This window comes from Tardiphaga sp. OK246, assembly GCF_900188215.1.
Classification (GTDB): Bacteria; Pseudomonadota; Alphaproteobacteria; order Rhizobiales; family Xanthobacteraceae; genus Tardiphaga; species Tardiphaga robiniae.
The window spans coordinates 297,364-308,325 of sequence record NZ_FZOX01000008.1 but is presented as its reverse complement, the minus strand read 5'-3'; the positions used below and the strand labels follow the sequence as shown (position 1 = coordinate 308,325).

Annotated in this window: 12 protein-coding genes; 8 read left to right on the top strand and 4 right to left on the bottom strand. The window is 63.1% G+C overall.

Translation table 11 applies throughout. The features are described 5' to 3' along the window. Positions 1-284 precede the first annotated feature (284 nt). Together CHC01_RS29265 and CHC01_RS29260 are read left to right on the top strand one after the other, a co-directional pair. Positions 285-788, top strand: coding sequence for a hypothetical protein (locus CHC01_RS29265; protein WP_210269244.1), 504 nt, complete (start codon positions 285-287; stop codon positions 786-788). 35 nt (positions 789-823) lie between these two features. Further along, on the top strand, positions 824-1,156 hold the full coding sequence (locus CHC01_RS29260; RefSeq protein WP_089267827.1) for a GYD domain-containing protein: 333 nt from the start codon (positions 824-826) through the stop codon (positions 1,154-1,156). Positions 1,157-1,179: 23 nt separating this feature from the next. Here CHC01_RS29260 and recQ read toward each other — a convergent pair whose 3' ends face one another. Continuing rightward, complete coding sequence (recQ, locus tag CHC01_RS29255) at positions 1,180-3,057, bottom strand: DNA helicase RecQ (protein WP_089267826.1); 1,878 nt, start codon at positions 3,055-3,057, stop codon at positions 1,180-1,182. Between the two features lie 216 nt (positions 3,058-3,273). On the opposite strand from recQ, the gene CHC01_RS29250 reads away from it, so the two are divergent. The 3 genes from CHC01_RS29250 to CHC01_RS29240 all read left to right on the top strand — a co-directional run bounded on the left by CHC01_RS29250 (position 3,274) and on the right by CHC01_RS29240 (position 4,887). Then, positions 3,274-3,597, top strand: coding sequence for a hypothetical protein (locus tag CHC01_RS29250; RefSeq protein ID WP_139285792.1), 324 nt, complete (start codon positions 3,274-3,276; stop codon positions 3,595-3,597). A 120-nt stretch (positions 3,598-3,717) separates the two neighbouring features. Next, entirely contained in the window at positions 3,718-4,062 is a 345-nt protein-coding gene (locus CHC01_RS29245) for a RidA family protein (RefSeq protein WP_089267869.1), read from the top strand. Between the two features lie 3 nt (positions 4,063-4,065). Next, entirely contained in the window at positions 4,066-4,887 is an 822-nt protein-coding gene (locus tag CHC01_RS29240) for a beta-keto acid cleavage family enzyme (RefSeq protein WP_089267824.1), read from the top strand. A gap of 176 nt (positions 4,888-5,063) precedes the next feature. Here CHC01_RS29240 and ilvD read toward each other — a convergent pair whose 3' ends face one another. Together ilvD and CHC01_RS29230 are read right to left on the bottom strand one after the other, a co-directional pair. Next, positions 5,064-6,758, bottom strand: coding sequence for a dihydroxy-acid dehydratase (gene ilvD, locus CHC01_RS29235; protein WP_089267823.1), 1,695 nt, complete (start codon positions 6,756-6,758; stop codon positions 5,064-5,066). A 99-nt stretch (positions 6,759-6,857) separates the two neighbouring features. Further along, complete coding sequence (locus tag CHC01_RS29230; RefSeq protein WP_244558568.1) at positions 6,858-7,817, bottom strand: ABC transporter substrate-binding protein; 960 nt, start codon at positions 7,815-7,817, stop codon at positions 6,858-6,860. Between the two features lie 272 nt (positions 7,818-8,089). On the opposite strand from CHC01_RS29230, the gene CHC01_RS29225 reads away from it, so the two are divergent. Genes CHC01_RS29225 through CHC01_RS29215 form a run of 3 tightly spaced genes read left to right on the top strand, consistent with a single transcriptional unit; the run spans position 8,090 to position 10,502 of the window. Next, positions 8,090-8,986, top strand: coding sequence for an NAD(P)-dependent oxidoreductase (locus tag CHC01_RS29225; RefSeq protein WP_089267868.1), 897 nt, complete (start codon positions 8,090-8,092; stop codon positions 8,984-8,986). A 10-nt stretch (positions 8,987-8,996) separates the two neighbouring features. Then, entirely contained in the window at positions 8,997-9,965 is a 969-nt protein-coding gene (gene denD / locus CHC01_RS29220) for a D-erythronate dehydrogenase (protein ID WP_089267821.1), read from the top strand. Positions 9,966-9,980: 15 nt separating this feature from the next. Beyond that, entirely contained in the window at positions 9,981-10,502 is a 522-nt protein-coding gene (locus CHC01_RS29215; protein WP_089267820.1) for an NUDIX hydrolase, read from the top strand. Positions 10,503-10,537: 35 nt separating this feature from the next. On the opposite strand, the gene CHC01_RS29210 is transcribed toward CHC01_RS29215, so the two are convergent. Next, the gene (locus CHC01_RS29210; protein ID WP_089267819.1) at positions 10,538-10,903 is read right to left on the bottom strand and encodes a glyoxalase superfamily protein; all 366 of its coding nucleotides are present in this window, start codon (positions 10,901-10,903) and stop codon (positions 10,538-10,540) included. Positions 10,904-10,962 lie beyond the last annotated feature (59 nt).

The window sequence follows — 10,962 nt, the reverse complement described above, 5'->3', positions numbered from 1 at the left end:
CGCCTCCGAAAGTCCTGATGCACTCACAATTGCGGAAGACCGCATCGCATCAGGCCCAAGGGTGCAACGGGCACCCGGCGTTCCGCACGCCCTCTTGATTGAGGGTGGGAAGGAATGCGCAAAACTCGGACGCGCAAGCGCCGCGAGAATGCGAGCGTGTGTTTCCACGTCACCGAAGCAGCTACCGCCACCCCACTCGATTTAGGTAAGCACTCCTGCTTGTTATTGCGGAGGGCGGCCTTCAAAACTCCTCCTCGAAGGGCTCATGGGCAGACGAGGATCACATGATCATCAAGCCCAGCGCATCGTGGCACACCCGCTCGACCCTCAGCAGGTTGGCGCACATTCTCGAACGGACCGGACTCGCTTTGGTTGGGGCTGCCTGCGGGCTGTTCGTTGCCGAGGTTGGCCGCTTCATCGAGGTCATTGGCTCGGGTGAAGTCGTGTTCGCCATGATCATTTACGGGGCTACCGGCTTCTATCTCGGAATCGATCTGCCCCAGGTTCCTGCCGATTACCGCATGCATCTGCCGCTATGGCGCGGGCTGGGCAACAGTGCGGATATGGTGGAGCTGCTCACTGCGGCCGGTACCTTCATCACATCGGTGACGGCGATCACGTCAGTCTCCAGTATCATTCTGGGTGAAACCGTGCGCCCCAGGACGGCTGGCATCATCTGTTTGAGCTGGGCAATCGGCGCCACCATGCAGATCGCTGCCGGTATCATCGCGCGAATAGAGTTAGGCCGTGCCGTGAAAATGGCGAAGCTCGCGCTGTTCTCCCGGTGAAAGGTCAGGACAATCCCGGCTGACGGAGGTCGAACATGCCGCTCTATATGTATCAGGCTGCCTACACGCCGGAATCATGGGCCGCGCAAATGAAGAATCCGCAGAACCGCGTTGAATCCGTTGGACGGCAGACGACGGAGGCTGTCGGAGGACAATTGATCGGTGGTTGGTATTGCCTGGGCGAATATGACGTGATGCTGATCGCCGATGTGCCGGATATCGAGAGCATGGCGGCCATCGCCGTCGCGATTGCAGCGGGCGGCGCCATCAAGTCCAGCCAGACGACTGCATTGATGACCGGGGCAGAACTTGTGGCGGCCCTGAAGAAGTCGGAGTCCGTCATTAAGGGTTACAAGCCCGCCCGATAGACATCGGTGGCGTCGATCGCCCGCTATCGTCCCGGCGTCGCATTCACCAAAGCGAGGATCTCCGCGCCGTAATGCTCCAGCTTCTTGTCGCCGATCCCCGGGATTTCGCGGAGCTGGTCGAGCGTGGTGGGATGTTCGCTGGCGATGCCATCGATGGTGGCGTCGTGCAGCACGACATAGGCCGGGACGTTGCGCTTCTTCGCGACTTCCGAGCGCCAGGCGCGCAGCACAGCGAGCAGATCGGGATTGGCGTTGTCGCTGCGCGGTGCCGCAAGATCGCCGCGGCGGGATTTGCTGCGCGGGGCGCGGCCGGTGCCGCCGGTTTCCTCGCGGAACATCAGCTCGATCTCGCCCTTCAGCACACCGCGCGCTTCTTCGGTGAGCTTAAGCGCATTGAACGCGTCCGCGTCCGCATAGAGAAAGCCGCGCGCCACCAATTGCCGCATCACGGCGCGCCATTGTTTCTCAGTGAGTTCGCCGCCGATGCCGAATACCGACAGCTTGTCATGGCCGAACTGCTTGACCTTGTCGGTAAGGCGGCCGATCAGCACGTCTACCAGATGCATGGCGCCGAATTTCTGCCCGGTGCGATAGGCGCAGGACAACAGCTTCTGCGCGGCGACGCTGCCGTTCCAGACTTTCGGCGGCGAGAGGCAATTGTCGCAATTGCCGCAGCGCGTGCCGGTGGCCTCTTCGCCGAAATAACCCAGCAGTCGGGTGCGGCGGCAATCGACTGTTTCGGCGAGGCCGACCAGCGCATCGAGCTTGCCGATGGAGACGCGCTTGAAAGTCTCCGAACCCGTGGACTCGTCGATCATGCGGCGCTGCTGCACGATGTCGGAAAGACCATAGGCCATCCACGCATTCGACGGCTTGCCGTCGCGTCCGGCGCGGCCGGTTTCCTGATAATAGGCCTCGATGCTCTTCGGCAGATCGAGATGGCAGACGAAGCGCACGTCGGGCTTGTCGATGCCCATGCCGAAGGCGACGGTGGCGACGATCACCACGCCGTCTTCATTGATGAAGCGATCCTGATTGGTCTCACGCAGGCGTGCGTCGAGCCCGGCGTGATAGGGCAGCGCGAGGATTCCGGCCTTGTTCAATGCGGCTGCGGTGTCCTCGACCTTGGCACGCGACAGGCAATAGACCACGCCGGCCTCGCCGGAATGCCGGTCGCTGATGAAAGCCTGCAACTGCTTCTGCGCGTTGGTCTTGTCGACGATCTCGTATTTGATGTTCGGCCGGTCGAAGCTCGCCACGAAATTCGGTGCGTCTTCCAGGCGGAGGCGTTGCACGATCTCCTGCCGGGTCAGGTCGTCGGCGGTTGCCGTCAGCGCAATGCGCGGAATGTTCGGGAACCGTTCGGCGATGACCGAGAGGCCGATATATTCGGGCCGGAAGTCGTGGCCCCATTGCGCCACGCAATGCGCCTCATCGATGGCGAACAGGGCGATCCGGGCGCGGCCGAGCATCGACAGACAGCGCGGCGTGACCAGACGTTCAGGGGCGACGTAGAGAAGGTCCAGTTCTCCGGCGAGCAATTGCCGCTCGACCTCGTTGGCTTCGTCCCAAGACAGGGTGGAATTCAGCACCGCCGCCTTGACGCCCGCCTCAAGCAGGCCCGCGACCTGATCGCGCATCAGCGCAATCAAGGGCGACACGACGATGCCGCAGCCCGGGCGTAGCAAGGATGGCAACTGGTAACACAGCGACTTGCCGCCGCCGGTCGGCATCAGCACCAGGCAATTGCCGCCATCGGTCACGTGGCGAACGATATCTTCCTGTGCACCGCGAAAACCCGGCAGACCGAACACCGAATGCAGCACGGACAATGCGTCCGAGGTCTGGAACACGTCTGGCTGATTTTTCGATTGACGCGAGGCGCCGGCGGGAACGGACATGGCGCAGGTCTATTCCTGATTCGAGGGTCGCGTATATCCCGGGAAACGCGTCGTTCCCCCAGGAGAACGCGTCATTCCCGAGAGAATGCTTCATTCTCCTGACATCGCGACGTTTCGCCTTGATCGCGCCGCTTTACCCCTGTCGATGATCCGTTCTAAGAGAATGAGTGCGCGACCGCGCCAGCGTCGCTGCAACCGGGCAAAAAGAAAAGACGTATGCCATTCATTTTGCGAATCTTTTCTTGGCTTCTGAACCGTCGCCGCGGACCCAAGATCCGCTGGCAGGCGGCCAATGAGAATGCCGCGCGAAAAGTGCGCCGGAAATTCAAAAAGGGGCCAAAGTCCGCGATCCTGTCTCATGTCATCGCGCATCGGCCGTCCGTGACGCTGGTGGGGCGGCTGCCCGCGGTCGAAATCTGGAACCTGTCCGATCCGAAGCGTGTCGCGCTGCTCTATCTGCAGCATGGCCGCCGGTTGCGGCTGCCAGCGCCAAAGGCGTTGATGGACGATGCCGTGAAGCGGGCCCGCGCCGCGGAATAGTGGACGTGGTCCACGCGGGGCCACTTGTGCCGTGTGGCGTCATGGGCTTGACGGGCCAGTTCCGAGCGGGGATGGTCGCGCCCGGGTCACTCCGTTCCACACTCAATGAAAGACTTCTGCATGATCAAGCGTCTCGGTCCCGGCAAGCGTCTCAGCCAGGCTTCCATCCATGGCAACACCGTCTATCTGGCCGGCCAGGTGCCCGATGAATATTCGGGCGACGTCAAGACGCAGACCAAGCAGGTGCTCGACAAGATCGATGCGCTCCTCAAGGAAGCCGGCACCGACAAGAACAACATCCTCAGCGCCACCGTCTGGCTGCCGAACATCAATGACCGGGATGCCATGAACACGGTGTGGGATGCCTGGGTGCCCGACGTCGGTCCGGCACGCGCCTGCGTCGAGTCGAAGCTCGCCGACCCCGCCATCAAGGTCGAGATCGCCGTCATCGCAGCGATTCCGTAAATCATGTCACCCGTTGCCATTGCGGTCGCCCCCAACGGCGGCCGCAAGGTCAAGGCCGACCATCCCGCCGTGCCGCTGACGCCGGCGGAGTTGGCGGTGACGGCTGCGCATTGCCTCGAGGCAGGCGCGGCGATGATCCATGCCCATGTGCGCAACGCCGACGGCAGTCACCTGCTCGATGCGGCGGCCTATCGGGACGCCATCGCGGCGATCCGCAGCGCAGTCGGCGACAGGCTCGTCATCCAGATCACCTCCGAGGCGCTCGGCAAATATACACCAGCGCAGCAGCGCGCGGTGGTGCAGGCGGTGAAGCCGGAAGCGGCGTCGCTGGCGCTGCGCGAACTGGTGCCCGATGCCAGCGAGGAGCAGGCCTTCGCCGATCTGCTCGGCTGGATGAAGCGCGAGCGCGTGTCAACGCAAATCATTCTCTACGATGCGCAGGATGCTGCGCGGCTGGCCGAGTTTCGCAAGCGCGGGCTAGTGCCGTTCGAGAAGCTGCCGGTGCTGTTCGTGCTCGGCCGTTATACGGCGGGGCAGACGTCGCACCCGCCCGATCTGCTGCCGTTCGTCGCGCCCGGTGCGCCAACATTCGAACACTGGAGTGTCTGCGCCTTCGGTGCGCAGGAGACGGCCTGCGTCACCGCGGGCGCATTGCTGGGCGGCCATATCCGCGTCGGCTTCGAGAACAACGAATTGCTGCCGGATGGCTGCCGCGCCAAAGGCAATCAGGATCTGGTTGCGGCGGCGCGCCGCGCGATCGAGGCGGTTGGGCTTAAGCACGCGACGGCGGATGAGCTGCGCGCCGCGACCGCGGAGCTTCCCTAACCTCTCCCCGTTCTTTACGGGGAGAGGTCGCCGCGTCTTCGCGGCGGGTGAGGGGCGGCGCGCTGTAGTCGTCGCACAATCGCATTCGAGATGATAGGCCGTTACCTTGCCCCTCATCCCGACCTTCTCCCCGCGCAGTTCGGGGAGAAGGAGCGCACTGCCGGCGCCAGGACTACTCACTCAAACCACGGCCATTCCGCGCCGCCGTCATGCGTGACGGCGCCGCCCGGCGCTTGTCCGACCAGCTTGGCATATTTCGCCAGCGCACCGGCGCGGTGACGCGGCGGGCGCTGCGTCCATGCCGCTCTGCGCGCCGCAAATTCCGTCTCGTCGATCATCAGATCCAGTCGCCGCGCGGGCGCGTCGATGCGGACCTTGTCACCGTCGCGCACCAGCGCGAGGGGGCCGCCGATATAGGCTTCCGGCGAGACGTAGCCGATACACATGCCGCGTGTCGCGCCGGAGAAACGGCCGTCGGTGATCAGCGCGACCTTCTCGCCCATGCCCTGGCCGTAGATGAGCGCGGTGACCCCGAGCATCTCGCGCATGCCGGGGCCGCCGACCGGGCCTTCGTTGCGGATGATCAGCACGTCGCCTTCCTTGTAGTTCTGGTCCCTCACGGCGGCGACGCAGCTCTCCTCGTCCTCGAACACACGCGCCGTGCCCTCGAATACCGTCTTCTTCAGACCGGCGACCTTGATCACTGCACCATCAGGGGACAGGTTGCCCTTCAACACCGCGACGCCGCCATCGGGCATGATCGGCTTTGCTGAGGAGTAGATGATCTCGCCATCGGCCTTGTTGGCGTTGCCGTATTCCTCGGCAATGGTCCGGCCGGTGATAGTGATGCAGGAGCCGTCGATATGGCCGCTCTCGACCAGTGCACGGATCACGACCGCCGTGCCGCCGATGTCATGGACATCCTTGGCCACGTATTTGCCGCCCGGCCGCAGATTGCCGATCAGCGGCGTGCGCGCGAACACCTCGCCGACATCGTCGATGGTAAATTTGATGCCGGCCTCGTTGGCGATGGCCGGCAGATGCAGCGCCGCGTTTGTCGATCCTCCGGTGGCGGCGACGATGGCGGCGCCGTTCTCCAGCGATTTGCGCGTAACGATGTCGCGCGGCAGCGGGCCATCGTTACGCAGCATGTCCATGACCAGACGTCCGGCGCGCCGGGCGAATTGCGCGCGTTCTGCATAGACACCGGGGATCATCGAGACGTTGGGCGTGGTGATCCCCAGCGCCTCGGAGACCATCGCCATCGTATTGGCGGTGAACTGGCCCGCACAGGCGCCGATGGTTGGCAGGCACGCGCGCTCGATGGCCTCCAGCTCCTGCTTGTCGATGTCGCCGGTCATGAAGGCGCCGACGGCTTCATAGGAATCCAGCGCAGTCAGCGTCTTGCCCTTGTGCAGTCCCGGCAGCGCGCTGCCGCCATAGATGAAGATCGATGGTACGTTGCAGCGGACCATGCCCATAATGACGCCGGGTAGCGTCTTGTCGCAGCCGCCGAAGCCGATCAGCGCGTCGTAAGCGAGGCCGTGCATCACGGCTTCGATACTGTCAGCGATGATCTCGCGCGACAGCAGCGAGAACTTCATGCCCTCATGGTTCATGCTGATGGCATCGGAGACCGAGATGGTCGAGAACTCGCGCGGCGTGCCGCCGGCTTCGGAAATACCGGTCTTGGCAGCGTCGACCTGAAAGTCATGGGTCATGTTGCAGGGCGTCTGCTCGCCCTTCATCGACACGACGCCGATCATGGGTTTTGCGATCGCTTCGTCATCAAGGCCCATGGCGCGCATGAAGGCGCGGTGCGGGGCACGGTCGAGGCCGTCGGTGGTGACGCGGGATCGCAATTTCTTCATGGGAATCTGTCCGTTTCTTGGTCTTGTCGTCCAATGCAGTGAGGCCACGCCGTGGGGCGTGGCCTCAGGACATCATATAGTGAGATATCGCGTCTTGCTCTACTGGATCGGCGCCACGATGGTCGGGTGCTTGAACTGCATCGCGTCCATCTTCGGCAGCATGCCGGCCTCGGTGTAGATATCGAGCATCTTCTGCATGGCCGGGAAGTTCGGTGCTGCGCCCGGGTCGCGGGCGAAGTCGTTGTCCTTCAGCAGATAGGTTTCCAGCACCGGGATCGGCGCCTTCATGACTTCGTTGACGACCTTCAGCGTTTCCTCGCGGTTGGCCAGCGCTTTCTTCATGCCGAGGGTGATGTCGGCGACATAGGCCTTGGCGAGTTCGGGGTTCTTGTCGACGAAATCGGCGCGGCAGGCTTCAAGGATGTGCACGATGTTCGGCATCGCTTCGTTCAGCGAGAACAGCTTGCGCGTGCCGCCCTTGGCTTCCATGCGCGCGGCAAATGGTTGGTTCATGTTGATGGCGTCGACGCGGCCCTGGCGCAGCGCATCCTCGGAAGCTGCGAAGCCGATCTCGATCAGCTTGACGTCCTTCTCGGGATCGACGCCGGCGCCCTTCAGCAGCATCTTGAACGGACCGTAGGTGCCGCCGCCGATGACGGAAATGCCGACATTCTTGCCCTTGAGGTCGGCGATGGTCTTGATCGGCGAGTCATCCTTCACGGCCCAGTAGACCGAGAAGCTGCCGGGCTTTTCCGACACGTGCTGCGCGACGATATAGGCCTTGAGGTTGCCACCGTTGACGCCGTTGGCGAGCGACAGCACGCCCTGGGTGGCGCAATCCAGCGCACCGGCGGCGAGCGCCTGCGTCATCGGCGAGGTGCCCTGAAACTGGGTCCATTCGATATTGTAGGTCTTGCCGAGATTGGTGAATTCGGTCGGGCGTTTCATCATCCAGTATTTGGATTCTTCGGCCGGAATGGTCCAGCCGACCTTGATGGTCGGAATCGTCTGCGCCTGTGCAACACCCGACACCGCTCCCGCCGCGAGAGCCGCCGCCATCAGCCACTTCGAAGAACCCAGCTTCATGCCCGCTCACTCCCGTTTGATGATGGCCAGACCCGGCCAAAAGAAAAGCCCCACTGTCTTGAAGCCTTTCATGCTTCAAATATTCTGGCAAGCGAGGTCCGTGCCCAACATTCATTCGTGCTGTGGCGCAACAATTGGCAGTTGCGCAGGCGTTGATATCATCGTTGCTGCGGCTGCGGACGCAGCGTAGATAGCTCGCAGATGCGAGCAGCGTGGCTCGGCGGCAGAAGGACAACGGCGTCAAAATGGTGCATTCAGCGGGCGGCAAAGAGAAGCTCGGTTACCTCGGCCTCGGCCTGATGGGACTGCCGATGACCAAGCGGTTGCTGAGTGCCGGTTACGATGTGGCCGTCTGGAATCGCTCGCCCGGCAAGGCCAATGCTCTGGTGGAGGCCGGTGCGAAAGCAGCCGCCAGTCCACGTGATGTCGTCGCGCATGCCAGCATCGTCTTCATGTGCCTCACCGATGCATCGGCGGTGGAGGAGGTCGTGTTTGGCGACAACGGCCTGTCCGGCGCCGATGGCAACGGCAAGCTCGTCGTCGATTTCTCCTCGATCCATCCGGACAAGACGAAGTCCATCGCGGCGCGGCTGAAGGCGGCGAACGGCATGGGCTGGATTGATGCGCCGGTGTCGGGCGGCACCAAGGGCGCGGAGGAAGCCACGCTTGCGATCATGGCCGGCGGCGAGGCCGCCGATGTCGAACGTATCAGGCCCTATATTCTGGCGATGGCGCGTAACTTCACGCATATGGGGCCGACCGGCGCTGGACAGATGACCAAACTCTGCAACCAGGTGATTGTCGGCTGCGCCATGGCGGTGCTGGCCGAAGCGACACGCCTCGCGGTGAATGCCGGTATCGACGCCAAGCGTCTGCCGGAAGCGCTTGCCGGCGGTTTTGCGGATTCGATCCCGTTGCAATTGTTCGTGCCGCGCATGGCCCAGGGCATTCACTCGCCGCCGCTCGGCCACATCCACACGATGCTCAAGGACCTCGATACGGTCGTCGCCGTGGCGCAGGACACATCGACGCCGGTGCCGATGGCTGCGCTCGCGGCGCAGATCTTCCGCATGGGCAAGGCGGTGCGCGGCGCCGATGCCGACGCGCTGGAGATCTACAAGCTGTCGGCACCCAAAGAGTGAAGATCAAGGAATGAAGGTTCTGGTGATTGGCGCGGCCGGCATGATCGGCCGCAAGCTGTGTGAGCGGCTGCTGAAGGACGGTCATGTCGGCGGTGGGGAAATCGGCGATCTGGCGATGGCCGATGCGGTCCCCAGCGATCTGGTCGGCGCGCGCAGCATCATGGTCGATCTCGCAAAACCGGATGCGCCCGCAGCACTGCTGGCGTCAAAACCTGACCTGATCTTCCATCTTGCTGCGGTCGTCTCCGGCGAAGCCGAGCAGAATTTCGACAAAGGCTACGCAGTCAATCTCGACGGCACGCGCAATCTGTTTGAGGCGATCCGCGCGATGGGGGGTGGTTATCGCCCTCGCATCGTCTACACCTCGTCCATCGCGACCTTCGGTGCGCCCTATAACGGTCCTATCGCCGACGATTTCTTTCACACGCCGCTGTCGAGCTATGGGACGCAGAAGGCGATCTGCGAATTGCTGCTGGCGGACTATACGCGGCGCGGCTTCTTCGACGGCATCGGCATTCGCCTGCCGAATATCTGCGTGCGGCCGGGCAAGCCCAATGCGGCAGCGTCGGGTTTCTTCTCCAATATCATTCGCGAGCCGCTGGCCGGGCGTGAGGCGGTGCTGCCGGTAACCGACGACGTCGGGCAGACACATGCCAGTCCGCGCGCGACAACGGAATTCCTGCTTCTTGGCGCGACGCTCGACAGCGCCAAGCTCGGCGCACGCCGCACGGTGATGATGCCCGGCGTGCGAGCATCGGTCGCGGACATGATCGCGGCGCTCCGCCGTGTGGGAGGTGACAGTGTTGTGACACGCATCAAGCATGTGCCAGATCCCGCCACGATGGCGATGGTTGCCGGATGGCCCACGATGTTCGATACCAAACGTGCGCTGGCGCTAGGCTTTCAGGCGGAAGAGAGTTTCGATTCCATCATTCATGCTCATATCGAGGATGACCTCGATGGCGTCTTTGTGCGTTAGCGGTTAAGGACAATCATGGCGCGCGATATCATCATGGCGGCGGGAGGCATTGTCGTGCAGCGGGGCGAGACGCCGCTGTTCGCCGTGGTCTGCCTGCGCAAGCGCGGCGACTGGGTGTTGCCGAAGGGCAAGCTCGACAATGGCGAGACGCCGCGCGACGCAGCCGAGCGCGAGGTGCTGGAAGAGACCGGCCATGCCGCGTCGGTGCATGACTATCTCGGTGCCCTGGCCTATCCGCTCGGTGAACGGACCAAGGTCGTGCATTTCTGGCACATGGAGGCCGCGGCCGCGCCGTCACGCAAGTTGATGAAGGATATCAGCGAAGTCGCGTGGCTGCCATTTGACGCCGCGCTGGCGCGGCTGACGCGCAGCCATGAACATGCGTTCCTCGCGCAGGTCGGGCCCATGGCGCTGGCGGCAGCAAGGGCAGCGCCGGTCGTGGATGGCGAGCCCGTGCGGCCAATTGCCGTGGGGCCTGTCAGCGTGCGACGTGACACGGGGTTCTTCGCGAAGATCCGGAACTGGTTGAACGGGTAAGTTCTCTCGTTGCAGCGATGGCTGAAGCGGCGGGCTCAGTGCGTGTTGGTCGCGTCATCGAAGCGCAGCACCTTGCCGAACGGGTCGGTGATCTTTGGGGCCGTATCGGTCGGACTCGGGCGCGCGAAACGGGCCCGCTTGTCATGCAGCTCCTTTGCGAAAGCCGCGATATTGCTGCCGCGGATATAGACCACGTTGCCCGGCGTGCCGTCGCCATAGTGTTCGCTGAGATGCAGCTTCACGCCGCCGCGCGACACCTGCATGTAGAGTGGGGAGTCCGGCTCGTAACGATGTTCCCAGTCGATCGCAAAGCCGAGGAAGTCGACATAGAACTCCTTCGCTTTAGCAATGTCATAGATGCGCAGAACCGGAATTGCCGGTTCGAAAGTGACGTCGGTCATCGCTGTCTCCCGCTCGTGGCGTAGGGGAGATTATCGCAGCGAAGTCGTCATTGACTAGA

Excerpts from the sequence above, each read along its gene's own strand:
- ilvD (WP_089267823.1), bottom strand. The coding sequence starts at position 6,758 with ATGAAGAAATTGCGATCCCGCGTCACCACCGACGGCCTCGACCGTGCC.
- CHC01_RS29225 (WP_089267868.1), top strand. The coding sequence starts at position 8,090 with ATGGTGCATTCAGCGGGCGGCAAAGAGAAGCTCGGTTACCTCGGCCTC.
- recQ (WP_089267826.1), bottom strand. The coding sequence starts at position 3,057 with ATGTCCGTTCCCGCCGGCGCCTCGCGTCAATCGAAAAATCAGCCAGAC.
- CHC01_RS29260 (WP_089267827.1), top strand. The coding sequence starts at position 824 with ATGCCGCTCTATATGTATCAGGCTGCCTACACGCCGGAATCATGGGCC.
- CHC01_RS29215 (WP_089267820.1), top strand. The coding sequence starts at position 9,981 with ATGGCGCGCGATATCATCATGGCGGCGGGAGGCATTGTCGTGCAGCGG.
- CHC01_RS29230 (WP_244558568.1), bottom strand. The coding sequence starts at position 7,817 with ATGGCGGCGGCTCTCGCGGCGGGAGCGGTGTCGGGTGTTGCACAGGCG.
- CHC01_RS29250 (WP_139285792.1), top strand. The coding sequence starts at position 3,274 with ATGCCATTCATTTTGCGAATCTTTTCTTGGCTTCTGAACCGTCGCCGC.
- CHC01_RS29245 (WP_089267869.1), top strand. The coding sequence starts at position 3,718 with ATGATCAAGCGTCTCGGTCCCGGCAAGCGTCTCAGCCAGGCTTCCATC.
- CHC01_RS29265 (WP_210269244.1), top strand. The coding sequence starts at position 285 with ATGATCATCAAGCCCAGCGCATCGTGGCACACCCGCTCGACCCTCAGC.
- CHC01_RS29210 (WP_089267819.1), bottom strand. The coding sequence starts at position 10,903 with ATGACCGACGTCACTTTCGAACCGGCAATTCCGGTTCTGCGCATCTAT.
- CHC01_RS29240 (WP_089267824.1), top strand. The coding sequence starts at position 4,066 with ATGTCACCCGTTGCCATTGCGGTCGCCCCCAACGGCGGCCGCAAGGTC.
- denD (WP_089267821.1), top strand. The coding sequence starts at position 8,997 with ATGAAGGTTCTGGTGATTGGCGCGGCCGGCATGATCGGCCGCAAGCTG.